Origin of the sequence: Staphylococcus auricularis (assembly GCF_051172115.1) — a bacterium.
Classification (GTDB): domain Bacteria; phylum Bacillota; class Bacilli; order Staphylococcales; family Staphylococcaceae; genus Staphylococcus; species Staphylococcus auricularis_A.
This window is the reverse complement of record NZ_JBPIZN010000001.1, coordinates 401,442-425,858: the sequence shown is the minus strand read 5'-3', so window position 1 is coordinate 425,858 and position 24,417 is coordinate 401,442. Positions and strand designations below refer to the sequence as shown.

23 protein-coding genes and 1 riboswitch are annotated in these 24,417 nt (G+C 36.6%); of the genes, 12 read left to right on the top strand and 11 right to left on the bottom strand.

Going from position 1 to position 24,417, the window contains the following annotated elements:
- Window positions 1-41: 41 nt before the first annotated feature.
- From phoU to cvfB, 6 genes are all read right to left on the bottom strand, one after another.
- Window positions 42-692 carry a phosphate signaling complex protein PhoU gene (phoU, locus tag ACSBRB_RS02175; RefSeq protein WP_059106830.1) on the bottom strand — a complete coding sequence of 217 codons (651 nt, stop codon included), beginning with the start codon at window positions 690-692 and terminating at the stop codon, window positions 42-44.
- A 6-nt stretch (window positions 693-698) separates the two neighbouring features.
- Entirely contained in the window at window positions 699-1,565 is an 867-nt protein-coding gene (pstB, locus tag ACSBRB_RS02170) for a phosphate ABC transporter ATP-binding protein PstB (protein ID WP_435031411.1), read from the bottom strand.
- A 57-nt stretch (window positions 1,566-1,622) separates the two neighbouring features.
- On the bottom strand, window positions 1,623-2,540 hold the full coding sequence (gene pstA / locus ACSBRB_RS02165; RefSeq protein WP_059106828.1) for a phosphate ABC transporter permease PstA: 918 nt from the start codon (window positions 2,538-2,540) through the stop codon (window positions 1,623-1,625).
- Window positions 2,541-2,544: 4 nt separating this feature from the next.
- Window positions 2,545-3,474, bottom strand: a complete 930-nt coding sequence (pstC, locus tag ACSBRB_RS02160; protein WP_435031410.1) for a phosphate ABC transporter permease subunit PstC — start codon at window positions 3,472-3,474, stop codon at window positions 2,545-2,547.
- A gap of 192 nt (window positions 3,475-3,666) precedes the next feature.
- Window positions 3,667-4,659: a PstS family phosphate ABC transporter substrate-binding protein gene (locus ACSBRB_RS02155; protein ID WP_435031409.1), complete on the bottom strand. Its 993-nt coding sequence runs from the start codon at window positions 4,657-4,659 to the stop codon at window positions 3,667-3,669.
- A gap of 415 nt (window positions 4,660-5,074) precedes the next feature.
- A complete protein-coding gene (cvfB, locus tag ACSBRB_RS02150) occupies window positions 5,075-5,974 on the bottom strand; it encodes an RNA-binding virulence regulatory protein CvfB (protein WP_435031408.1) in 900 nt (299 codons plus the stop codon).
- A 268-nt stretch (window positions 5,975-6,242) separates the two neighbouring features.
- On the opposite strand from cvfB, the gene ACSBRB_RS02145 reads away from it, so the two are divergent.
- The 9 genes from ACSBRB_RS02145 (at window position 6,243) to lysA (ending at window position 16,553) form a co-directional block, all read left to right on the top strand.
- Window positions 6,243-7,847, top strand: coding sequence for an ABC-F family ATP-binding cassette domain-containing protein (locus ACSBRB_RS02145; RefSeq protein ID WP_435031407.1), 1,605 nt, complete (start codon window positions 6,243-6,245; stop codon window positions 7,845-7,847).
- 255 nt (window positions 7,848-8,102) lie between these two features.
- Window positions 8,103-8,279, top strand: a riboswitch (Lysine riboswitch).
- 87 nt (window positions 8,280-8,366) lie between these two features.
- Entirely contained in the window at window positions 8,367-9,572 is a 1,206-nt protein-coding gene (locus ACSBRB_RS02140; protein WP_435031406.1) for an aspartate kinase, read from the top strand.
- Between the two features lie 40 nt (window positions 9,573-9,612).
- On the top strand, window positions 9,613-10,602 hold the full coding sequence (locus tag ACSBRB_RS02135) for an aspartate-semialdehyde dehydrogenase (protein ID WP_435031405.1): 990 nt from the start codon (window positions 9,613-9,615) through the stop codon (window positions 10,600-10,602).
- 3 nt (window positions 10,603-10,605) lie between these two features.
- The gene (dapA, locus tag ACSBRB_RS02130) at window positions 10,606-11,493 is read left to right on the top strand and encodes a 4-hydroxy-tetrahydrodipicolinate synthase (protein WP_435031404.1); all 888 of its coding nucleotides are present in this window, start codon (window positions 10,606-10,608) and stop codon (window positions 11,491-11,493) included.
- Entirely contained in the window at window positions 11,490-12,212 is a 723-nt protein-coding gene (gene dapB / locus ACSBRB_RS02125; RefSeq protein WP_435031403.1) for a 4-hydroxy-tetrahydrodipicolinate reductase, read from the top strand. The genes dapA and dapB overlap by 4 nt, the downstream gene beginning before the upstream one ends.
- A 21-nt stretch (window positions 12,213-12,233) precedes the next feature.
- Window positions 12,234-12,953, top strand: a complete 720-nt coding sequence (gene dapD, locus ACSBRB_RS02120) for a 2,3,4,5-tetrahydropyridine-2,6-dicarboxylate N-acetyltransferase (RefSeq protein ID WP_435031402.1) — start codon at window positions 12,234-12,236, stop codon at window positions 12,951-12,953.
- 103 nt (window positions 12,954-13,056) lie between these two features.
- Window positions 13,057-14,214 carry a M20 metallopeptidase family protein gene (locus ACSBRB_RS02115; RefSeq protein WP_435031401.1) on the top strand — a complete coding sequence of 386 codons (1,158 nt, stop codon included), beginning with the start codon at window positions 13,057-13,059 and terminating at the stop codon, window positions 14,212-14,214.
- A complete protein-coding gene (alr, locus tag ACSBRB_RS02110; protein WP_435031400.1) occupies window positions 14,211-15,284 on the top strand; it encodes an alanine racemase in 1,074 nt (357 codons plus the stop codon). The genes ACSBRB_RS02115 and alr overlap by 4 nt, the downstream gene beginning before the upstream one ends.
- A 3-nt stretch (window positions 15,285-15,287) precedes the next feature.
- Window positions 15,288-16,553, top strand: coding sequence for a diaminopimelate decarboxylase (gene lysA / locus ACSBRB_RS02105; RefSeq protein ID WP_435031399.1), 1,266 nt, complete (start codon window positions 15,288-15,290; stop codon window positions 16,551-16,553).
- 299 nt (window positions 16,554-16,852) lie between these two features.
- On the opposite strand, the gene cspA is transcribed toward lysA, so the two are convergent.
- Window positions 16,853-17,053 (bottom strand): cold shock protein CspA, encoded by a 201-nt coding sequence (cspA, locus tag ACSBRB_RS02100; protein ID WP_001831260.1) that lies wholly within the window; start codon window positions 17,051-17,053, stop codon window positions 16,853-16,855.
- Between the two features lie 182 nt (window positions 17,054-17,235).
- Window positions 17,236-17,544 carry a regulatory protein MsaA gene (msaA, locus tag ACSBRB_RS02095; RefSeq protein WP_059106817.1) on the bottom strand — a complete coding sequence of 103 codons (309 nt, stop codon included), beginning with the start codon at window positions 17,542-17,544 and terminating at the stop codon, window positions 17,236-17,238.
- Between the two features lie 472 nt (window positions 17,545-18,016).
- Here msaA and ACSBRB_RS02090 point away from each other — a divergent pair, with 472 nt between their 5' ends.
- Genes ACSBRB_RS02090 through ACSBRB_RS02080 form a run of 3 tightly spaced genes read left to right on the top strand, consistent with a single transcriptional unit; the run spans window position 18,017 to window position 20,104 of the window.
- Window positions 18,017-18,286, top strand: coding sequence for an acylphosphatase (locus ACSBRB_RS02090; RefSeq protein ID WP_435031398.1), 270 nt, complete (start codon window positions 18,017-18,019; stop codon window positions 18,284-18,286).
- Between the two features lie 13 nt (window positions 18,287-18,299).
- A complete protein-coding gene (locus ACSBRB_RS02085) occupies window positions 18,300-18,929 on the top strand; it encodes a 5-bromo-4-chloroindolyl phosphate hydrolysis family protein (RefSeq protein WP_435031397.1) in 630 nt (209 codons plus the stop codon).
- A 26-nt stretch (window positions 18,930-18,955) separates the two neighbouring features.
- Window positions 18,956-20,104, top strand: a complete 1,149-nt coding sequence (locus tag ACSBRB_RS02080; protein WP_435031396.1) for a toxic anion resistance protein — start codon at window positions 18,956-18,958, stop codon at window positions 20,102-20,104.
- A gap of 80 nt (window positions 20,105-20,184) precedes the next feature.
- Here the strand turns inward: ACSBRB_RS02080 and brnQ3 are convergent, their stop codons facing one another.
- The 3 genes from brnQ3 to ACSBRB_RS02065 form a co-directional block, all read right to left on the bottom strand.
- On the bottom strand, window positions 20,185-21,528 hold the full coding sequence (brnQ3, locus tag ACSBRB_RS02075; RefSeq protein ID WP_435031395.1) for a branched-chain amino acid-like transporter carrier protein BrnQ3: 1,344 nt from the start codon (window positions 21,526-21,528) through the stop codon (window positions 20,185-20,187).
- Window positions 21,529-21,665: 137 nt separating this feature from the next.
- On the bottom strand, window positions 21,666-23,552 hold the full coding sequence (locus ACSBRB_RS02070) for a vWA domain-containing protein (protein WP_435031394.1): 1,887 nt from the start codon (window positions 23,550-23,552) through the stop codon (window positions 21,666-21,668).
- A 15-nt stretch (window positions 23,553-23,567) separates the two neighbouring features.
- Window positions 23,568-24,359: an ATP-binding protein gene (locus tag ACSBRB_RS02065; RefSeq protein ID WP_059106811.1), complete on the bottom strand. Its 792-nt coding sequence runs from the start codon at window positions 24,357-24,359 to the stop codon at window positions 23,568-23,570.
- Window positions 24,360-24,417: the final 58 nt, after the last annotated feature.

The following is a 24,417-nucleotide window of genomic DNA, read 5'->3' as shown; positions in this document are numbered from 1 at the left end:
AAAATAGGAAGGCATCTATTTGATTTGAAATGGCTAATAGTTTATTTATTATAATTTTCGTACCGAGTACCTGTAAGGTAATAATAAATGTTTTCTGAGATATCACCGATGTGATCACCGATACGTTCTAAATGACGTGCAGCCAAATGTGCTTGTCCAGCAACAAATGGATCATTATCGATGAGATAAGAAGTGTTTATAATGTTTTTATATAAATCATCAATATCGTTATCTCGTTCAATAATTTCTTTGATGAGTAGCAAATCATTATTTTTTACGGCTTCTTTTAAATCGGTTAACATGAGCAAGGCTAATTTACCCATAGTTGTTAAACGTTTGAGCACGTAAGTATCTGTGATTTTAGCGCGTAAACGGATATCCGCAATACTTGCTGCGTTATCACCGATACGTTCGAAATTAGAAGCAATTTTTAACGCTGCCATCATGAGTCTTAAATCGGATGCCACTGGTTGTTGTTTGGTGATAAGTAAGATTACTTTTTCGTTGATCTCAGTTTCTAATTCATTGATTTCACTGTCTTTAGCTATCGCGCGTCGTGCAAAGTTGCGGTCATCTATACTTAATGATTGTAAACCTAAATCGATGTTGCGATAAACACGAAGGCCAAGTCGACGTAAATCTTTAATTAATTCGTCTAACTGGCCTTCATAATTATGTCTAATAATTGCCAATTGAAATCAACCGAAACGACCAGAAATGTAATCTTCTGTTTCTTTATCTGAAGGATTAGAGAAGATTGTATCTGTATCGTTATATTCGTTTACATAACCATTAAGGAAGAATGCCGTTTTATCAGAAACACGAGCAGCTTGTTGCATGTTGTGAGTGACAATGATGATTGAATAGTTTTCTTTAAGTTCTTGTACGAGTTCTTCAACTTTTAATGTTGAAATTGGGTCGAGTGCTGATGTAGGTTCGTCCATTAAGATCACGTCTGGTTCAATTGCTAATGTACGAGCGATACATACACGTTGTTGTTGACCACCAGATAAGCTGTAAGCATTTGTGTTTAAGCGATCTTTTAATTCATCCCAAATCGCTGCTTGGCGAAGTGATTTTTCTACGATATCATCTAATGTTTGTTTATCTTTAATACCGTGGATTTTAGGACCGTAAGTAATGTTATCGTAAATAGATTTAGGGAATGGGTTTGGTTGTTGGAAAACCATACCTACATTGGTTCTTAATTTTTCTACAGAGTATTTACTATCAAAAATGTTTTGGTCACGATAGAAGATTTTACCTGCTGTTTTAACAGATGGTACAAGTTCTACCATACGGTTCAATGTTTTGATGTAAGTAGATTTACCGCAACCAGATGGTCCGATAATTGCAGTAACTGTATTTTCAAGAATATCTAAGTTGATATTTTTGAGTGCGTGGTTTTCACCATACCATAGATCTAAATTTTTAACTGAATAGACAACATCTTTATTTGTATCGTCTGTCGTTTTGTTAGTTTCAGTTTCATTATTTGTGGCTGTTTGATCGTTTGTTTGATCTTTTGTTGTCTCTTGTTCTTTTGTTTCAGTTTGGTTTGCCATAATTAAAACTCCTTTGATCAATTTTATCTCTCACAGAGAAAAGTATGTGTTTAAGTATTAATATTTTTTACTGTATTTATTACGTAAGAAGATAGCGATGGCATTCATGAGTAATAAGATTACGAGTAATACAATAATACCGGCAGATGCCACGTTTTGGAATTCGTCTTGTGGTTGTTTTGTCCAGTTGTAGATTTGCATTGGTAGTGCTTGGAATTGGTCGAAAATACTTGATGGTAAACGTAATAGGATCGTTGGAATACCTATCAAGATTAACGGTGCTGTTTCACCTAATGCACGAGATAATGCAAGGATAAATCCTGTTAAGATACCTGGAGTCGCTGCGGGTAATACAACGCGACGAATGGTTTGCCATTTATTACCACCGAGTGCATAAGATGCTTCTCTTACTGAGCTTGGTACAGCTCTGATCGCTTCTTGAGCTGCAACAATGATGACTGGTAAGATGAGTAATGACATTGTTAATGCAGCAGCGATGATTGAGTTACCTAAGCCAAGTGCTGGGATACCCATTCCTCTAACGAAGATAGTAAGACCAAGTAACCCGAATACAACGGATGGTACACCAGCTAAGTTAGAGATGCTGACTTTTACGAAGTTCGTAAATGCATTGTCTTTCGCATATTCTTCAAGGTAAATTGCAGTACCTACACCGAGAATAATTGAGATTGGGATGATTGTAATCATCAACCAGATCGTACCGACTAAGGCACCTTTAATACCTGCCATTGAAGGCGTTGAAGAAGAGAAGTTAGTGAAAAAGTCTGGCGTTAAGTGTCCGACACCTTCTATCAACGTATGAATGATTAGCACTGCTAGAACAACTAATCCAATTAACGTACAAACGAAGAATGCCCATTTATTAAATTTATTGGTAGATAATCGTCCTGAAAGTTTTTTCTCAACTTTCTGCTGATCGACGAGATTTTGGTTTGTTTTAGTAGATTCTGCCATGGGATTAATACTCCTCTCTGAAACGTTTCGTAATCCATTGAGAGATTATGTTCATAACGAGTGTGAATAAGAATAATGTGAAACCTACTGCATAGATGCTGTAGTAAACAGTTGATCCGAATGTTGCATCACCTGTTGCCACTTGGACTATGTAACCAGTCATTGTTTGAATTGAACCAGTTAAATCTAATGAAGCAGTTGGTGAAGAACCTGCAGCGAGTGATACGATCATTGTTTCACCAATCGCTCTTGAAATGGCCAATACAATAGAAGCCATAATACCTGATGTTGCTGCGGGTAATACGACTCTTGTCACGACTTCGAATTTTGTAGCACCTAAGCCTAATGCACCTTCACGAATTTTTTCAGGAACAGCTGACATTGCTTCTTCACTCATACTAGAAATTAATGGGATGATCATGATCCCTACTACAAGTCCAGGACTGATAGAGTTGAAACTGTCTAAGCTTGGGAATACTGCACGTAAGTAAGGTGTTACAAATGTTAATGCGAAGAAACCAAATACAATGGTAGGAATACCAGAGAGTATTTCGAGGATTGGTTTAATGATTTTACGAGCGCGTTCAGAAGCGTATTCACTTAAGTAAATCGCTGCACCAAGTCCTACAGGTACTGCCACGATAGTAGCAATCACTGTGATTTTCAATGTACCGATAATCAATGCCCAAATACCATATTTTGGATCAGAAGAGAACGGCTGCCAGTCTTTGGTGAACAGGAACTCAGTAAGTGGAACACGTGTAAAGAATGTAATTGTTTCTGTTAATAACGTAATGACGATACCAATTGTAGTAAGAATGGAAATCAATGCGATAATCGCTAGAACAATTGGAATTATTTTATCGCTTTTACTATTGTTGTTGTTTGCGTGCTTAGCTATCTTTTCTCTGACGGAAGTACTTTGTGTAGCCATCCAATAACCTTCTTTCTATTAAACTTCCCAATATAACTAAAAGATTGGGACTGTCCAGTAAAAACATGCCAGTCAGTACATAACTCAAGCATTCATTCATGTTTTCACTAGACAAGGAAATAGAGAGACAATTCTTTTAGCGCATCAATCTATTCCGGAACCCCAATCTTGTGGATCAAACTATTTGATTAATTATTTGCTTTCTTCTTCGCTGTTATCGTCTTCACTATTGTCGTCTTCGCTATCGTCGCTATCTCCGATGATTTTATCTAATTCATCTTTTTGTTCTGTGTAGTCTTTTTCAGGAAGTGCAACGAATCCAGCTTCTTCAGCTGATTTACCTTTGTCATCTAATACGAATTTCATGAATTCTTGGAAAGCTTTGTTGTCTTTAAGTTTTTCTTCGTTAGTGTAGATGAATAATGGTCTGCTTAAAGCATAGCTTCCGTCTTGGATAGTTTCTTCAGTTGGTTCAGTTGTTTTACCATCTTCATCTTTGATTTTAACTTCTTTTAATTTGTCTTTGTTTTGTTCGTAGAAGTTATAACCGAAGTAACCGATACCTTGTTCGTTGTCTTCTACTGATTGAACGATTACGTTAGTGTCAGCGTTTTTATCTGCTTCGATGTCACCGTCGTCCATAACTTCTTCAGTAAAGAAGTCGAAAGTACCGTGAGATTGGTCTGGAGAGAAGGCTTTAATGTCTTTGTCAGGCCAATCAGAGTTAACGTCTTTCCAAGTTTTAGCTTTACCTGAATAAATATCTTTAAGTTGATCTTTTGATAATTCATCAACAAAATCGTTATCTTTATTGACTGTGATTGTTACACCGTCTTGCGCGACTTTGAATTCGTTGTAGTCGATGTTTTCATCTTCTAATTTATCTTTTTCTTCATCTTTGATTGGACGAGAAGCATTTGAGAAGTCAGTGCTTCCTGAGATGAATTTTTCGAAACCGCCACCTGTACCAGCAGTACCAGATGATAATTCAACGTCTTTGTATTTTTCACTAAATTTTTCGTTTAGTTTTTCAATGATAGGACCTACTGTTGAAGAACCGTCACCTTTAACTTCACCAGAAACGTCTTCACCGCTTCCTTCGCTATCATCATTGCCTCCGCCACAAGCGCCTAACAATAATGAAGCGCCAAGTACAGTAGTACCAAATAATTGCCATTTTTTCATTGAAACATCCTCCTAAATAACATATAGTTGTGTGTGTTTATCTATATATGTATTTCTTACAGTTTTCATACTACATATTATTTATTAAGGACAAATAGAGTAAGTGTAAAGTTTTTGTTAATATATTTGTTGATAACTTTACAAAGTTTACAATTAGGTTGTATCATGACTTAATTTTATGAAGTATAGTCGTTATGGAAATAGAAGCAAATGATTTACATTAATCCCACACTGTTGTTCTAAAGTTTGTTTTAATAGTAAAAAAACGTAAAAAAGCCAGGTAGTCATCTTATGTTAAAAAAGATTTAACTACCTGGCTGATACGCAATATCCGATTTAATTGTTAGTTCTTTGTTTGTTGAAAATGATTAGATATGAACGAGTTCCACTATTATTATGGAAGTGATCATTCATTTTAATCTTCTGCTTGGCTCCATCCTTTTTTCGTTAATCGAATTTTACCTGTTTCGATATCAATGATTTTACGTTTATATAAATGACCGATGGCACGTTTAAATGAACCTTTACTCATATTAAATACTTCCCTAATTGCTTCTGGACTTGATTTATCCCAGAATGGCAATTCGCCATCATATTCGACAAGTAAATCGAAAATCACTTGACCGTCATCATCTAATCGTTCATGAGCGAGCGGTAAGAATGAACCATTGAGTTCCCCCTTGTCATTATGACCAATAATGCGTACGTTAACGGCTTCACCTAATCTCGGCTCAGCTTTACGTTCTGATTGATGGACAAAAATCTTATAACCCTCTTCAGATAGTAAGAAACTACCTACACGTAATAAACGATAAGGTCGTGCAGTGATTTCTTGATTAAGTAGATCATCGTTATGGACGGGTGTGAAAGCTTGTTCGACGATCGTCTCTGATGCGAGTCGCGCAAACATTTGCTTTTCGTGATCGATTCTAAGCGTGACGAAGACATAGTCTCCTTTTTCAGGCCATAATGATTTAATACGTGGTAGATCTTCCCAAGGGATTAACACTTCTCTTGGTAAACCAATATCTACATGTGCACCTTCCCTATCTGTGCTAATCACTTTCACAAAATCGTATTTCCCTTTTGTAATGTCAGGCATATTTTGTGTTGCGAATAAATCTCCAGAACGGTTTGGATAAATAAAGAAACTGTATTCCTCTCTTATTTCAAGCTCGTCCGTCTCATTGACTTCTGATTGATTCAATTTCACCGTTTCGCCATTAGGACCTTTTAATATATAGGTAGAACCTTGCATCGTAGCGACTTCTAAAAATTCAATTGTCCCAACGATATCATTATCATCTCGTGCCATGTGTGCCTCCTACTTATCTGTAATATTAGACTTTATTGTAACATGAATATATATGATAAATCTATGCATGAATGCTGTGATGTGGTCCTGTTTGGTGATATGAGATTGGAGTAAAGTCGCCCCTCTTCATTTTTCACGTGCTAAAATGAATAATGATAAAGATATGGTTTTTATACATTTCAATATGTGATAAAGGATAAACGGTCGAAACAACTACACAAATATGATATAATTTCCAAGTTAGAATTACGATAAAAGGAGTCAATGCATGTTACAAGTTAGTGATGTAAGTTTAAGATTTGGAGATCGTAAATTATTCGAAGATGTGAATATCAAATTCACTGAAGGTAATTGTTATGGTCTCATCGGCGCAAACGGTGCAGGAAAATCAACGTTTTTAAAAATTTTATCCGGTGAAATTGATGCACAAACAGGTCATGTATCTATAGGTAAAGATGAACGTTTAGCTATATTAAAACAAGATCACTTCGCATATGAAGATCAACGTGTCCTAGATGTAGTCATCCAAGGTCATGAACGTTTATATGAAGTCATGAAAGAAAAAGACGAAATTTATATGAAACCGGATTTCAGTGACGAAGACGGCATTAAAGCAGCCGAACTCGAAGGTGAATTCGCTGAAATGAACGGTTGGAATGCTGAAGCGGATGCCAGTTCCTTACTTTCCGGTTTAGGCATACCTGCTTCCTTGCATGATAAAAATATGTCTGAATTAGAAAACAATCAAAAAGTTAAAGTGCTCTTAGCTCAAAGTTTATTCGGTGACCCAGATGTACTCCTTCTAGACGAACCGACAAATGGTCTCGATATTCCAGCGATTAACTGGTTAGAAGACTTTTTAATTAACTTTGAAAATACTGTGATTGTCGTTTCACACGACCGTCACTTCCTCAACAATGTATGTACACACATTGCGGATTTAGATTACGGAAAAATTCAACTCTATGTAGGTAACTATGATTTCTGGTATCAATCTAGCCAATTAGCCACTAAAATGGCTCAAGAGCAAAATAAGAAAAAAGAAGAAAAAATTAAAGAGTTACAAGATTTTATCGCACGTTTCTCTGCAAATGCATCTAAATCTAAACAAGCGACAAGTCGTAAAAAACAATTAGAGAAAATCGAATTAGATGATATTCAACCTTCATCAAGACGTTATCCATTTGTTAAATTTACACCTGAACGCGAAATTGGTAATGATCTACTCTTTGTAGAAAATGTCTCTAAAACAGTAGATGGTGAAAAAGTATTAGATAACATTTCTTTCACGATGAATCCAAACGACAAAACTGTGTTAATTGGTAAAAGTGAAATAGCTAAAACGACATTATTAAAAATATTAGCTGGAGAAATGGAACCGGATGAAGGTTCTGTAAAATGGGGTGTAACGACATCACGCAGTTACTTCCCTAAAGATAACTCAGCTTATTTTGATGACGTAGATATGAATTTAGTGGAATGGCTTCGTCAATATGCCCCACAAGATGAACAAACTGAAACGTTCTTACGTGGTTTCTTAGGTCGTATGTTATTCAGCGGTGAAGAAGTGAAGAAAAAAGCAAGTGTGCTTTCTGGTGGTGAGAAAGTACGTTGTATGTTGAGTAAAATGATGCTCTCAAGTGCGAATGTACTCTTACTTGATGAACCAACGAACCACCTTGACCTAGAAAGTATTACAGCAGTCAACGATGGATTGAAATCATTTAATGGTTCTATCATTTTCACTTCTCACGACTTCGAATTTATCAATACGATCGCTAATCGTGTGATTGATATCGATCAACCTGGTAGCCTTTCTAAAGAAATCAGTTACAGAGAATATCTCGAAGAAACTGGCTTATTAACTTCATAAGATTGGGGCTTGATTAAAACGTCTTGAACGAGAACAAATAAATAAAAACTCATTCTTTTCCCTTCAATGACGATGATGGTCTTGAAGGGATTTTTTTATGTTAAAAGTGCCCTTCTCTCACCTATTAAAAGCAAGATGAAATTAACTGTAATCGTCGATCTTTTTATTTAAAATTTTCGGCTAATTGAAAAAAGTGTGTCAAATCTGTTTACAGAGCTACCACTCCTATGTATAATGTGAAATATCATAATTAAATAATTTTGATGAGGCGCATCAATCATTAGTAAGTATGGCGTGATACTACCTGCAAGTAGCGCAGACTGAAAGGGTGAGATGCCGAAATGACTTACAATTGCAGTTGTACGTTGTTGGATTCTTAGGTTAAGAGCCGAGAATCTGTCATTATGAAAATAATGGAGTGCATCACTTGTATATAAACAAAGAGCAGGTTCGCACTTCCGAACTTGCTCTTTTTTATGGGCGTGTTTACTCCTTAATTAAAGAGGAGGTTTTTAAAAATTGAACAGAGGTGTTTTAAAATTTGGCGGATCTTCGGTCAGTGATTTTGATAAAATTAGGAATATTGCTAATACATTGAAATCAAGAGTAGATCAAGGTGAGCAACTGATTGTCGTGGTCAGTGCCATGGGTAAGACGACAGATCAACTGATACACAATGTCTCTCACCTCACCCACCAACCTAAGGACCAGGAAGTGGCACTATTACTCACTACGGGTGAGCAGCAGACGATTTCGTACTTATCGATGGTGCTTAATGACATCGGTATTCGTGCAAGAGCAATGACAGGTTATCAAGCTGGTATTAAAACAGTCGGTCACTATTTGAAAAGTCGTATCGCAGAAATTGACGCTTCGCTATTTGAAGAAGCGTTTGATCAAAACGATATCCTCGTTGTCGCAGGGTTTCAAGGTGTCAATGAACACAATGAACTGACAACACTTGGACGTGGCGGTTCAGATACAACCGCTGTTGCCCTAGCCGCAAGTAACGGGATTCCTTGTGAAATCTATACCGATGTCGCTGGCGTTTATGCGACAGACCCAAGAGTGTACGAAAATGCGAAGCGATTATCCATCGTTTCATATGAAGAGATGATGGAAATGAGCGCATTAGGTGCAGGTGTATTAGAAACGAGAAGTGTCGAGCTAGCAAAAAATTATCACATTCCTTTGTATTTAGGAAAGACACTATCAAATGAGAAAGGAACGTGGATCATGCCAAGAACAGAGTTATTAGAGAAAAAAGCGGTGACGGGTGTGGCATTAGATACCCACATGGTACATGTGACCATCAGTTATCCAAAACCGTCTGAACAGTTATATACAGCTTTATTTAAACAGTTAGATGAAGGCTCAGTAAACATCGATATGATTTCGCAAATCGTGAATCAAGATGGCTTACAAATGTCTTTTACGATTAAAGATAGCGATTCGCAACAAATCACAACATTTTTACAGCAGTTATCAGAATATTTCAATGCTTTAGATTATACGATTAATGAGTCTTATGTCAAAATATCACTAATCGGCTCAGGGATGAGAGATATGTCTGGTGTTGCTTCAAAAGCATTCAGTACGTTGATTGCCCAAGGTATCACTTTTTATCAAACAACCACATCAGAAATTAGTATTTCGTACGTGATTGATGCTGAAAATGGACCACGAGCAGTCAAAGCATTGTACGAAGCGTTTGATATCGAGTAATTAGTTTCAACAAGAAAAATTCATATATGAGGTGTTTTTAATGACAAAATTAGCAGTAGTTGGTGCAACAGGTTTAGTAGGACGTAAAATGTTAGAGACTTTATCGAGAAAAAATATCCCCTACGATGAGTTAGTATTATTTTCTTCAGCAAGATCTGCAGGACAAACAATCGAGCATGAAGGACAAAATTATACTGTACAAGAATTAACTGAAACAGCAGCAAGTGAACCTTATGACTACGTTTTAATGAGTGCTGGTGGCGGAACAAGTCAACAATTTGCTCCCCTCTTTGAAAATGCAGGTGCGATTGTTATTGATAACTCAAGTCAATGGCGTATGACTGAAGACGTTGATCTCATCGTTCCAGAAGTAAATGAACCCGAGTTCAAACGACATATTATCGCTAATCCAAACTGTTCTACGATTCAATCTGTCGTTCCATTAAAACTTTTACAAGAAGCCTTTGGGGTCAAACGTGTCGCCTATACGACTTATCAAGCTGTTTCCGGTTCTGGTGTAAAAGGTAGAAAAGATTTAGCAGAAGGTGTAAACGGTAAAGCACCAGAAGCATATCCACATCCGATTTATAACAATGTGCTTCCACACATCGATATATTTTTAGAAGACGGTTATACGAAAGAAGAACAAAAAATGATCGGCGAAACGAGAAAAATATTAAATGATCCATCACTTCGTGTCACTGCGACATGTGTCCGTGTACCTGTGCAAGATAGCCACAGTGTACACATGAATGTGACGTTAGATCAATCCACTACAGTGGAAGAGATTCAACAGTTATTTGATAACGATTCACGTGTGGTGCTTCAAGATAATCCAGCACAAGATGAATATCCACTTGCCGTTTATTCTACAGATAAAGATGAAATCTTTGTGGGACGAATCAGACGTGATGACAGTTTAGATAATACATTCCATATTTGGTGTACATCCGATAATTTATTGAAAGGTGCAGCATTAAACGCAGTTCAAATTTTAGAACAAGTAATGAATTTGAAAGGAGCTAGATAACTCATGGCACATTTATTTGAAGGTGTGGGTGTCGCGCTCACTACCCCATTTACAGATAATGAAGTGGATTATGATGCATTACAGCAGCACGTACAATATGTATTGAGCCAAGGTGCCCAAGCGCTTGTAGTAAACGGCACGACGGCAGAGAGTCCAACATTAACTTCATCAGAAAAAGACACAATATTAGAAACAGTCGTTAAATTGGTAGATGGTCAAGTTCCTGTGATTGCCGGTACGGGTAACAACAATACCCTAGCATCTATCGAAGCATCACAACGTGCAAAATCTATCGGTGCAGACGCAGTGATGTTGATTACACCTTATTATAATAAAACCAATCAACGCGGTTTAATCGAGCATTTTACAACGATTGCAGATGCAGTTCAATTGCCTGTTGTATTATACAATGTGCCATCAAGAACGAATATGACGATTGAACCAGAAACCGTTCAGACATTAAGCGAACATGACTATATCGTCGCTTTAAAAGATGCGACGAACGATTTCGATTATTTTGATGAAGTATATCGACTTGTTGATACTTCAGAATTCACATTACTTAGTGGTAATGATGATAACGTTGCTGAATTTTATCAAAAAGGTGGTCATGGAGTTATCTCCGTGATTGCAAACGTCATTCCAGGCGACTTTCAATCATTATTTGAAGCGGTTCAACGTGGTGAAGATGTGACACAACAATTTAACCCTATACAAAATTTGTTGCAAGCGACGTCAGTAGATGTCAACCCTATTCCAATCAAAGTACTTACAACAGCTGAAGGTTACGGCAATTATGAAGTCCGTTTACCACTTGTTCCCCTTCCAGAAAAAGAAAGAAATGTGTTAGAAGAAGCTTATCAATCATATAAAGCAGGTGTTAAAGCATGAAAATCTTACTCATTGGTTACGGTGCAATGAATGAACGTGTCGCGCGACTCGCAGAACAACGTGGACATGACATTGTAGGTATCATCGTTCGTGATAGAACGAAATCTTATCCTTACCCTACATTCGAACATATCTCAGAAGCTGAAGAAGCTGACGTAGCGATTGATTTTTCGAACCCAGAGTTATTATTACCGTTACTCGAAGAATCTTTCAATTTACCGCTTGTTGTCGCAACGACAGGACAAAAGGATGCAATCATTAACCAACTACAACAATTAGGTCAACACATGCCGACGTTCTTCAGTGCAAATATGAGTTACGGCATTCATGTCTTGACTAAAATTTTAGAAGCGGCAGTGCCTCTCCTCAATGATTTTGATATCGAACTAACTGAAGCGCACCACAATCAAAAAGTGGATGCGCCGAGTGGTACCCTCGTAAAACTCTATGACTTAATCGATTCGTTGAAAAAAGACGTGACACCTGTTTATGACAGACATGAACAAAGTGAAAAACGAACTGATAATGAAATCGGTATTCATGCGAAACGTGGTGGTACGATTGTCGGTGAACACGAAGTACTCTTTGCGGGCACAGATGAAACAATTGAAATTACACACCGTGCACAGTCTAAAGATATCTTTGCGAATGGTGCGCTTACCGCAGCTGAAAAATTAATTCATAAATCAAACGGTTTCTATACGTTTGATAATCTTTAATATTAAAGGAGTTTAATCATTATGGTACAACATTTATCGGCAGAAGAAATTATTCAATATATTAGCGACGCTAAAAAATCTACCCCCCTTAAAATATATGTCAATGGGCATTTTGAAGATGTAACCTTCCCTACTTCATTCAAAGTATTTGGTAGCGAGCAATCTAAAGTCATTTTCTGTGAAGCTGACGACTGGAAAGAATTTTATGAAGAGTATCAAAGCCACATTGAAGACATAGAGATTGAAATGGATCGACGTAATTCCGCTATTCCTTTAAAAGATTTAACTAATACCAATGCACGTATCGAACCCGGTGCTTTTATTCGTGAACAAGCCATTATAGAAGATGGCGCGGTCGTGATGATGGGCGCAACGATTAATATTGGTGCTGTTGTCGGAGAAGGTACGATGATTGATATGAATGCAACATTAGGAGGACGTGCCACAACAGGTAAAAATGTGCACATCGGGGCTGGAGCAGTCCTAGCTGGTGTGATCGAACCCCCTAGTGCTTCTCCTGTTGTAGTTGAAGATAATGTATTAATCGGAGCAAATGCAGTCGTCTTAGAAGGTGTTCGTGTAGGTGAAGGCGCGATAGTTGCAGCGGGTGCGATTGTAACTGAAGATGTGCCTGCAGGTGCCGTCGTTGCAGGTACCCCTGCGAAAGTAATTAAACAATCTGCTGATGTAGATCATACGAAACGAGAAATTGTCTCCGCTTTAAGAAAATTAAATGATTAATTGGTTCATTTCGTAATATATTTCTACAGATTTCAAAGAAGAAATAAAAGTTTTAAAAACGAAAGTACAATGATAGATATAATTACCAAAGGATCTGATAAAAATGGATGAATTAGAATTTGTCACACAACATAGACGTCATTTACATGCCCATCCAGAATTAAGCTCAAAAGAATATGAAACGACGGAATATGTCGCGCGATTTCTTGAAGATTTAGGTATGACGTACACAAGACCATTAGATACGGGGCTCATCACATATCTCCCTGGTCAAAGTGATCGCACCATAGCTTACCGTGCAGATATGGATGCACTCCCTATCTTCGAAGAAAATGATGTACCCTATCGCAGTCAAAACGAAAATGTCATGCATGCTTGTGGTCACGATGGCCATACCACAGCATTAATGTTATTCGTGCAAAGATGTAAAACACTTGCTGATCAAAACTTGTTACCACTCAATATTGTCTTTATCTTTCAACCTGCTGAAGAAACTGGTGGCGGTGCCAATCAATTGATACAAGCTGGCGCATTTGAACAGTATGATATAGAGGCAGTATTTGGTGTTCATGTGATGCCATTCGAAGAGGAAGGAAAAGTGGCTATCCGTGACGAAGAGATAACGGCAAGTGCCACAGAATATCGTTTTTATTTAAATGGCTTATCAAGTCATGTGGCAGATAAAGAACAAGGTCATTCATGTGGCGAAGCATTACAACATATACTGACTCAAGTGGGTCAAATACAGCAATACCATCTCAGCGGTTTAAAACGTAATATTGTGCATATGGGTCGTTTTGAAGCAGGAGAAGCGATTAATACAGTACCCAGTCATGGCTATTTAGAAGGTACGATTCGTACGTATGATCAAGCAGATTTAGAAGTTGTGAAAACGCAAATGGAAAAAATAGCTGATAGTGTTCAATTGTTATTTAATGTTACATGTAAAGTGGTGTTCGCGGAAGGATATCCCCCTACATATAATGCGCCTTCTCTCCGCTCACAAGTAGAACAAGGATTAACACGTGCGCACTTTGAAGTGATAGATAAACCGACACCTTATTTATTTGGAGAAGATTTTAGCTTCTATAGTCAGCTCGCACCGAGTTATTTCGTCTTTATCGGCACAAAAGATGTTGAGAAAGGTTATGTCATAGGCCTGCATACATCCCATTTGAATTTCAATGAACATATGCTCATTAGAATCGCAGATTACTATGAGCAATTATTATTTGTAATGAGCGAGGTGGATCCATTATGACGGCAGTATGGTCAGTCAATCAAAGCGCATTTTTAGAGAATGCGAAACGAGTGAAAGGTGATCATTCTATTATCGCAGTCGTAAAAAATAATGCTTACCATTATGGATTATCCTTTGCAGTTGAACAATTCTTGAAAGTAGGTATTGATGCATTTAGTACGACATCATTAAATGAAGCAGTACGCATTAGAGCGCTCGCTCCTCAAGCAACCATCTTTCTCATGAATGCGAGCTACGACTTTGATACATTGAGAGCTTACGATATTCAAGTTACGCTTCCTTCCCTTGAGTATTATTATGACCATGTAGAAGATTTAGCGGGTATTAAAGTGCATTTAGAATATGAAAATTTACTTCACCGTTCTGGCTTTAGAACTTTAGACGAATTGCGTGAAGTCCTAGAGCATCACAGCCATAATACCAATCCCGAAAAAATGATCATCACCGGATTATGGACGCACTTTGGATATGCAGACGAATTCGATGGGCCTGAATATGAAACGGAACGTGCTGCATGGATACATATCGTTGAAACATTGCTTAATGAACATTACGAATTTGAAATGATACATGCTCAAAATAGTGCGAGCTATTTTAGGGAGGACGACTTACTACCCTATCATACACATGCGAGAATTGGCATCGCTTTATATGGTTCAAGACCCTATTCACAGATAGAAACCTCTGAGATTACCCAAGCTTTGACGGTAAAAGCGCATGTCATTCAAGTGAGAGATGTGAATCAAGGTGATTATTGCGGCTATAGCTTTGCATTTGAAGCAAAAAGAGACCATACCCAACTCGCAGTGGTAGATATTGGCTATGGAGACGGTATCTTACGCACACGTGGAGAACATGACGTATTGATTAACGGAAAACGTTACCCTATCCGTGCTTTAATGATGAGTCACATGTTTGTAGAAGTCGATGATCAAGTCCATGCACAAGATGACGTTATACTATATAATAATGATATACGTATAGATGAATACACTTTCAAAGGTGTGGGAGCAAACTCAGAACAACTGAGTGCAATGAATCACGATTCTCTTATAAAGGAGTATGAATAAGCAATGGTAGTAGAATATAACGATTACGGTGAACTTACGATGGGAGGTACGAGCTTAAAAACAGTAGCTCAAAGCTTTGGTACCCCAACGTTTGTATACGATGAGACACAAATACGTGACCAGATCCGCCAATATCATGAAGCATTTCAAAAAAGCGGATTAAACTATAATATCTCTTATGCGGCGAAAGCGTTTATCTGCCTTCAAATGGTTAAATTAATTCAAGAAGAAGGACTCAAATTAGATGTCGTTTCAGAGGGTGAATTATATACTGCACTTGAAGCGGGATTTGATCCCAAAGATATCCATTTTCACGGCAATAATAAAACCAAACGAGAAATTCGCTATGCATTAGAAAACAAGGTCGGTTATATCGTCGTAGATGCATTAGATGAGATCGAATTAATTGAAAAATATACACATGAACCTGTAGATGTGGTCGTTCGCTTGAATCCAGGTGTGGAAGCACATACACATGAGTTTATCCAAACGGGACAAGATGATAGTAAATTTGGTCTCTCTATTGAACATGGTCTTGCATTAGAAGCGGTCAAACGAATCAATGAAACAGAACATTTAAACTTAAAGGGCGTTCATTTCCATATTGGTTCACAAATAGAAGGAACAGAAGCCATGATTGAAACCGAACGCATTGTGCTTCAATGGTTGAAAGAGGAAAATATTGAAGTGGAACTCCTCAATTTAGGTGGAGGCTTTGCGATTAAATACGTTGAAGGAGATGAACGTTTCCCTATTGCATCTGGTATAGAAGCGATTACAGATGCATTGAAAGACATCGCTGATACGCTAGATTATCCTTTACCTGAAATCGGTATTGAACCTGGACGTTCTATTGTAGGAGAAGCAGGGATTACATTATACGAAGTCGGCACGATTAAATCCATCCCCGGTGTGAATAAATATGTTTCTATTGATGGTGGTATGAGTGACCATATTCGTACCGCGTTGTACGATGCCTCATATGAAGCATTACTCGTTAACAGAAATGATCCAGCCGATGAGAAAGTAACTGTGGCTGGAAAATTATGTGAGTCAGGAGATATTATTATTAAAGACGCAGCATTACCTTCTACCGTAAAACGTGGTGATTATCTAGCCATCTTATCAACAGGTGCATATCACTACTCTATGGCTTCTAATTATAATCAAATGCAAAAACCATCTGTATTTTTCTTAAAAGATGGGAAAGCGCGTGAGGTTATTAAACGACAAACGTTACGCCAATTGATTATTAATGATACTAAATAAGTACTATTCGAAGCGAGGAACTATGTGAAGTTGAAATAAGATAAAAATAAAGCGCACTGTCTGTTTGACGAAGCTCATCGTGACAGCTTGTCATTCTAGTAAACAGTGCGCTTTTTTAATGGGAAGAAACGGTTTGAAACAAAGTATCATGGGATGGCATGTAATCGACGTTATGTCTCAAATACAAATCTTTTAATTTTGTGATGAAGATGCAGTTGTTTTATATGTATGTATTATAAATTAGCACTTAAAAAAGAGCCCTTCACAGAGCTCTTTTAAGTCAATTTTTTAATCTATGATTATAGTTTAACTACGTTCGCAGCTTGAGGACCGCGGTCGCCTTCAACTACTTCAAATTCTACTGATTGACCTTCTTCAAGTGATTTGTAGCCTTCTTGATTGATAGCTGAGAAGTGTACGAATACGTCGTTTTCTCCTTCAACTTCGATGAAGCCAAATCCTTTTTCAGCGTTAAACCATTTTACTGTACCTTGTTTCATATCTGTGAAACCTCCAAGACTTAAAATTCTTTCAATATGCGTTATTCGCATACTACAAAAAATAAGGTCTCACAGTTAGTTCTGTTACTTTCAATATTTTTTGCAATACCGAATAAAACTATTGCTTAACTATAATTATAAGGGAAATGAAGATAATTTGCAATACAATATCGAAAAAGAAGTTATTCTATTTTTGGTAAATTACAAAAAACTTCATCATTATTTAATACTATAAAACTATAAAATATTTGTAGATCTTCATCGCAATCTTCACAAAATCCTAATTCGCAATTATTATAAAATGCATAAATGTTATATTTACCTATTATATGATTGTCATATTTTTCCTTGGCGTTTTCGATGATTGTTGTGTATTGTTCCAACATAGTATCATAATCTTCATAATCATAACGTTCTATGATATTGTCAGTCCAGTCACTAAATAACCACCAACCTTCATAATCGGCTCTAATTTTTGTAACTGTCCACATCGTTGGTTTCATCCTTTCATTCTTTCGCATTCCCTCAACATAGATTCAGCTCTAGTTATCGTTAATAACAAAACCCTCAGGGATAAAAACATGATGTGATTTTAGATTATGATATGGGATGATACGTTAGCATATAGTATACCCTATTATTATGTATTTAAAAGTAGACTCCCCTATTTATTCACCAGTTAAAAGGTGCTCTGTACATAACGAGAAGTCATGTCTCACATTGAATTAATCTCCCAAGGTTTGTCATTAACTTCACTAATTACACCGATACAGAAATATATGTTAAACATATCGTGGCAATCTGTCGAGTAATTAATGATGAATTAAATAAAATACTATACTCTCATTCCAGTGAAATCAAATTTCTGAACTTATCATTTTCAACAATTTTGAGCTCGCTACAAGTTAAATAATAGTCTTGTGGTGTGAAATTTCGTATAATATAGAACAAGAGGTGATCCAAGTGGAACGTAAACATATTAAAGTTTTTGGTGTAGTACAAGGTGTGGGATTCCGTTACTACACACAAAGAATAGCACAATCACATCAAATAGTTGGCACCGTGCAAAATGTTGAAGATTATGTAGAAATTTATGCACAAGGTGAAGCCGATAACTTAGATCATTTTATTTCTGAAGTAACAAACGGAGCATCCCCTGCTTCGAAAGTGGATGATTATGAAATTGAAGATGTTGAAATCGATGCGTCATTGAAACAATTTACTACTATATAAAGGAAGATGAAGTTTGAGATATAATATTTCTCGTATTGTAGGAACGATATTTGCTTTCCCGGTAGCGGTTATCGCTTGGCTAGTCAGCTTTTTCGCTTTTGATTTTTACTTCTTAGTGGATTTATTGATTTCTGTGATGAGTTTCGCTGCTATTTATATTCCTACACAACGTGTGGTTTCTGGGAAGTACTTGAAAGAAATTGGACTTTCACGTCGTGATTATATGTTTGTCAATAATCAGCTCCAACATGCACAAGATAAAGTGAGACGTATTTTAAAATCATATATTAACATACGATCATTGAAAGATTTTAAACAAATCAACGAAATTTATCGCATTAGTAGAGCCATCACGAGCACTGTAAAAGAACGTCCAGCAAAATTCTTTACTGTAGAAAGTTTCTTTTACTCTCATATAGATAATGCATTAAACTTAATTGATGCTTATACACGTTTAGCTAAAACGCCAAAAAAATCTAAGGAAGATAAACAAAAATTAGAACAGACCCGCATCACATTAGATGAGGTTAAACGCACACTTGTAGCTGACTTAAGACAACTCAACGAAGAGGATTATGCGAAGTTAGACATTGAGATGGAAGTGAATAAGTTAGAACAAAAGCGTTATGAGAAAATGCATTAAAAGTATAAAGAAATGGAGCGAATGTTATGGTTAATGAACATGAAAATACAAGTTCACATCCGTTAGATCAGTATTTAAATGATCAAATGACGAATGATATGCAACCAAATCAATCCAATGAAATGTCCAACTTTTCTTCTGAAGATCAACAACGTATAGACACATTAGCTCAACAAATTGAGCCCCTAGATAATGACGGGTTACTTAACTATGGTACAGATGCTCAAGCTAATATGTCTCATTTTTCAAATCAAATTCTTAACGAAGTTAAAACAACAGATGTAGGACCAGTTGGAGAAACATTGAATGGATTGATGTCAAAACTAAAATCCGTTGATCCAGATGAACTCAATCCGGAAAAGCAATCTAAATTAAAACGTTTCTTTAAACGGACAAAAGCATCTGTGAATGAAATTTTTTCAAGAATGCAATCTGTGGGCTCACAAATTGATCGGATAGCGATTGAATTAGATCGACACAAAGGCAATTTAACCCAAGATGTGTCCCTACTCGATCAATTATATGAACAGAATAAACAATACTTTGATGATCTAAACATTTATATTGCAGCTGCAAAAAAACGTCAACAGCAAATCCAAACTGAGGATTTACCGAAATTAAGAGAAAAAGCAACACAATCGAATAATCAGATGGATGTGCAAGCTGTCGCTGACATGGAACAATTTATCGATCGCATGGATAAACGGATCTATGATTTACAATTATCAAGACAAATCGCGATTCAAACAGCACCACAAATCCGTATGATTCAGAACGTAAACCAAGCACTAGCAGAAAAAATTCAGAGTTCCATACTCACTAGTATTCCGCTATGGAAAAATCAAATGTCTATCGCGTTGACATTGATGCGACAACGTAATGCGGTATCAGCTCAAAAAGCTGTGTCAGATACAACGAATGATCTATTGCTTAAAAATTCAGCGTTACTCAAACAAAATGCATTAGATACAGCCACGGAAAATGAACGTGGAATTGTCGATATTGATACGTTGAAAACAACACAAAACGATATTATTGAGACCATAGAACAAACGTTACAAATTCAACAAGAAGGACGTAATAAACGTCAACAAGCAGAACAAGAACTACAACAGCTCGAAGGCGACATGAAACAGCAACTGTTGACGATGCGTTCAAATAAAAACAATCAATGATAAAAAGAAAGACCTGGTTAAACAGAAGGAAGCGATTGTGCTTCTCCCCCTCGTTTAACTAGGTCTTTTTCATTTATTCATTATTCTTTTTCGTAAACGATAACTTCTTGTTTGCTAGTGAAGTAAGATACGATATAACCGATAATTGTCGCGATCACAGAAATTGGGAACCATTCTAAAGAATATTCATGGAATGGTAGCGATTCTATGAAGTTGAGCGTAATCCAACCTTCTGTGTGAGCCACACTTAAAATAGATACAATCGTAACGATGATGACTGGAATACGTTGCGCAATCGGTTTAGTTGGAATGTAACGTGCGAGTAGTATGAGTAATACGACCGTAATGGCGATTGGATACACGATACTTAGTACTGGTACCGACAATTGTATTGCTGCATTTAAACCGAGGTTTGCGAGCAAGAAACTCACAGTTGTAAACAGAATCACATATAGTTTATAAGATATTTTAGGAAAAATGCTGTTAAAGTACTGTGATACTGCAACGATTAAGCCACATGCAGTTGTTAAACAAGCGAGTGCAACAATAATACCTAATAGGTACTTACCTAATTCGCCAAAACCAACTGACGCCATTGTCGTTAGTAAATACGTACCAATATTTTGATCGTTAGCTGTTAATTCTGCTAATTTATCTTGAGAAATCGTCATATGGTTGCCGATAAATCCGAGTGATACATAAATGAAAATAAGTGCAACAGCTGCAATTGCTCCAGCAGATACTGTTTGCTTAAATATTTGGTCTGCATGTTTCACCCCAGTTGCTTTCACTGCATTGACGACAATCATTGAAAATGCAATCGCAGCAATGGCATCCATTGTCAAATAACCACTCGTAAAGCCTTGAGAAAATCCGGCTGCATTAGACGTAAAAGCTTCTGCACTTTCACTTTGTGATGAACCTCCAAAGTCCACAAATCCTTTGATAATCATTGCGAGAATCGTGATGATCAATAACGGAGTAAGTATAGAACCAATGCGGTCCACAATTTTATTTGGATTGATACATAAGAACAATACGACTAAGAAATATAAAACAGAAAAAATGAACAGTGCCAAATTACTATTCGTATGTACAATCGGAGTGACAGTCATCTCAAATGAAGTCGACGCAGTTCTTGGAATCGCGAACAACGGTCCAATCGTCAAATAGATAACAATCAAAAATATCATCGAGAATGTTGGTGATATTTTATTGAATGCTCCAATGTAACCCTGTTTGTCTAATGCGCCAACAATAACACCTAACAACGGCAAACCAATGCCAGTTAATACAAAGGCGAAAATCGTAGGCCAAAAATAATGACCACTGTCTAAACCTAAATTAGGTGGGAATATTAAATTACCTGCCCCAAAGAACATTGCAAAAAGCGTAAATCCTATTATCCAAGTGTTTTTATTCATCTATTATCTCCTTTATATGTGTCTTTTTAATGAATTAAGAATAATAGACAATATTTTAACACTAAAAAGAATAAAAAGCTATATATTTATCAGAATATTTTAAGTAAACAGCAAATTATACTTTAGTATGCTAAATTTTAGAATGATTTCAGCAACAATTTCTTAAGTAATGGAGACAGATGACTTGGTAAATGTTCGACACCTTCGACAAATATCGCATAAGAACCATAAATATTATGGATTGTTTCTTCAATATCTTCAGTGATCGGTTCTTGACTTAAAAAGACATTGAATACTTCTATATTGAGTTTGCGTGCCATTTCCACAGCTTCATACGTGTCGAGAATACCATCTTGACTGTAGTTATAAGCTGAAGGTTCACCATCAGAAAAGACGATTAAAAAGCGTTGGGAATGTGGACGTTTATTTAATCGATCTGAGGCAATACGAATAGCGACACCATCCCTATTATCGTCCTGTGGTTCTAATGACATAATGCGTGCATCATTTTGATCTAATGTAGAGCGATGATAGTTAATAATTTCATCTATAATATTTGGTTGTTTGTTATCGTCAGCTTCAAAAGCATCTTCGTTAAATGCTAAAATTTCATGCTTCACGTTTAACGCTTTCAACGTTTCGTGGAATAATACGACACCTTTGATTGTTTCTTCCATCTTATCGTCCATACTTGCTGAAGCATCTATGAGCAATGTAAACGTCGCATCAAATGAACGACTCGCATCTTCTTTTTTATAGAATAGCTTATATTGATCATCAATAAACCAATTGAGGAGATTTTTTTGTAATCGCCCTTTCGTTAAATTATGCCGTTCATCTTGTCGTTCACGTTCAATCGTTTTTTGAATGATTTTGATTAAATCTTTTGTTTCAATTTCAACTTGTTGTTTCACTTCACGATATGCTTGTATATTTTCCGGTAAAATATCAGGTACATTCCATTGAATTTCTACATTTTTATTAATACCTTTTAATTGGAACGCTTCATGAAGACCTGTATTGTCTCCACCTTCACGATCTAATGTATCGTTTGTTCCTTTACCTTTTTTCGCTTGCATTTCTGTCATATCGTCGGAACTATCGCCTTCTCTAGCTGTATCATTATCAGAGAGCACATCACAATTCGTGCCTTCATTGAGTTCCATTTCAAGATACGCGCCACCTTGGGATTTACTGTCTTCTGTTTTAGATTCAATCTCTTCGTTTGCGATATCTTCAGTGTTCTCTTCATTTTCTTCATCGACTTGGCTCGCATCTGTGCGTTTGATATCAGAAAGTGAAAGTTGTTCAATCGCTTCATAAACTTTTCTTGGAATATGATAGTATTCGTTTAACATATCCTCTTTTAACAGATCATCAATTTGATACATGATGCGTTGAGCCAAATACATATTGTCTTCAGACGTTTCATTATAGAAAAAGTTAGGTAGATATTGATACATTTGAATTAATATATCATTTACCTGAGGATGAATTTCAGGTACATCAAAGAAGTTCTCAGTTAAGAATGAGTATTCTAGAGATAAAAATAATAAGTCCGTGAATGTCGTTTTCGTTCTATAGACGTTGATTTGAGTTTTAGTATAATTCAATCGAACTTGATTGCACGTTTCAATTGCAGATTGCGTACTTGGACGATGTTTCACAATCGCATTGAGGACACGGCGATCTTCTAGCATTTTAAACAACTGTTGATAAAAACTAGGATGCGCAAACTCATCTTCATCTAATACTTCATTGACGATAGCTTCATCCATTAAATGATAACCATAAGCAGCTAATAGCACGTCTGTCTTAAGACCTGTACGTTCAATTTCTTCAGGACGATGCGACCAGAAACTGCTCGTGCTCACCATATTATGCACAGGATCGTAATATGGGAATTTTTGTATTTTAACTTGTGTTTGTTCATTTTTTAATAATAAACGAGCTAAATCTTGAAGCATCATCACTTGTCTTGCATTGAGTTGTTCGTCATTAAATTTGATGTAGCGATCGCTCATCGTATTTGCTCCTTACTAAAAATTTAATTCGACTGCATTTAAAATCGCTTGTTGTTCACGTTCGTCTTCTAATTTATCAATAATTGTACGTTTGATGGCGCGTTCGATTGGCATGATCGTAGCGAGGTCACTTAAATCAATGAGTGCACGGATACTTGAAGCCTCTTCAGCGATCTGTCCTTGTTTAGACATCGTTCTTAAATCTTCATTAAATTTGATGATACTTTCAATCATCGTGTCATCTTGTAATTGGCTTTGTTCTTTGATCACGCGTTTTAAAATGTCACCATCAATGTAATCAACTTCGATGACGACAAAACGGTTTTTTAACGCTTCGTTCATTGGAAGTGTACCGATGTAGCCCTCATTAATTGCAGCAATGACATTAAAGCCAGATGCAGCGTGTACGACCTCTCCAGTAAATGGATTAGTGAGTTGTCTACGGTAGTCAAGCACCCCATTCAGAATTGGCAATGTTTCAGGTTTAGCCATATTAATTTCGTCGATATAGAGGATATGTCCTTCTTTCATTGCTTTGATGACTGGACCATCGATGAATACGATTTCTTGTTCACCGTCATCGTTGGTTTTGATTGTTTTATAACCGAGTAAGCTTTCTGCATCTAAATCCACTGAACAGTTCACTTGATGCATTGGTAAATCGACCGTTTGACTTAAAGTCTCAGCTAGTTTGGTTTTACCTGAACCTGTTGGTCCTTTTAATAAAATGTTTTTATTTAAAGTCATCAGCGATTTAGCATCATTAAATACGGTTTCATCAGTATTGATATATTGTCCTTGTACCATGAAAATACTCCTTTTGTAGTGTTGTTTCGTGTCCCATCAGTTGCAAAATAATTAATAT

What these genes read in the sequence shown, in the direction of transcription:
- brnQ3 (WP_435031395.1), bottom strand. Translation starts at nt 21,528, where the DNA reads ATGAATAAAAACACTTGGATAATAGGATTTACGCTTTTTGCAATGTTC.
- ACSBRB_RS02135 (WP_435031405.1), top strand. Translation starts at nt 9,613, where the DNA reads ATGACAAAATTAGCAGTAGTTGGTGCAACAGGTTTAGTAGGACGTAAA.
- cvfB (WP_435031408.1), bottom strand. Translation starts at nt 5,974, where the DNA reads ATGGCACGAGATGATAATGATATCGTTGGGACAATTGAATTTTTAGAA.
- dapD (WP_435031402.1), top strand. Translation starts at nt 12,234, where the DNA reads ATGGTACAACATTTATCGGCAGAAGAAATTATTCAATATATTAGCGAC.
- ACSBRB_RS02115 (WP_435031401.1), top strand. Translation starts at nt 13,057, where the DNA reads ATGGATGAATTAGAATTTGTCACACAACATAGACGTCATTTACATGCC.
- pstB (WP_435031411.1), bottom strand. Translation starts at nt 1,565, where the DNA reads ATGGCAAACCAAACTGAAACAAAAGAACAAGAGACAACAAAAGATCAA.
- lysA (WP_435031399.1), top strand. Translation starts at nt 15,288, where the DNA reads ATGGTAGTAGAATATAACGATTACGGTGAACTTACGATGGGAGGTACG.
- ACSBRB_RS02155 (WP_435031409.1), bottom strand. Translation starts at nt 4,659, where the DNA reads ATGAAAAAATGGCAATTATTTGGTACTACTGTACTTGGCGCTTCATTA.
- cspA (WP_001831260.1), bottom strand. Translation starts at nt 17,053, where the DNA reads ATGAAACAAGGTACAGTAAAATGGTTTAACGCTGAAAAAGGATTTGGC.
- dapB (WP_435031403.1), top strand. Translation starts at nt 11,490, where the DNA reads ATGAAAATCTTACTCATTGGTTACGGTGCAATGAATGAACGTGTCGCG.
- ACSBRB_RS02080 (WP_435031396.1), top strand. Translation starts at nt 18,956, where the DNA reads ATGGTTAATGAACATGAAAATACAAGTTCACATCCGTTAGATCAGTAT.
- pstA (WP_059106828.1), bottom strand. Translation starts at nt 2,540, where the DNA reads ATGGCAGAATCTACTAAAACAAACCAAAATCTCGTCGATCAGCAGAAA.
- ACSBRB_RS02070 (WP_435031394.1), bottom strand. Translation starts at nt 23,552, where the DNA reads ATGAGCGATCGCTACATCAAATTTAATGACGAACAACTCAATGCAAGA.
- dapA (WP_435031404.1), top strand. Translation starts at nt 10,606, where the DNA reads ATGGCACATTTATTTGAAGGTGTGGGTGTCGCGCTCACTACCCCATTT.
- ACSBRB_RS02145 (WP_435031407.1), top strand. Translation starts at nt 6,243, where the DNA reads ATGTTACAAGTTAGTGATGTAAGTTTAAGATTTGGAGATCGTAAATTA.
- alr (WP_435031400.1), top strand. Translation starts at nt 14,211, where the DNA reads ATGACGGCAGTATGGTCAGTCAATCAAAGCGCATTTTTAGAGAATGCG.
- pstC (WP_435031410.1), bottom strand. Translation starts at nt 3,474, where the DNA reads ATGGCTACACAAAGTACTTCCGTCAGAGAAAAGATAGCTAAGCACGCA.
- ACSBRB_RS02065 (WP_059106811.1), bottom strand. Translation starts at nt 24,359, where the DNA reads ATGGTACAAGGACAATATATCAATACTGATGAAACCGTATTTAATGAT.
- msaA (WP_059106817.1), bottom strand. Translation starts at nt 17,544, where the DNA reads ATGTGGACAGTTACAAAAATTAGAGCCGATTATGAAGGTTGGTGGTTA.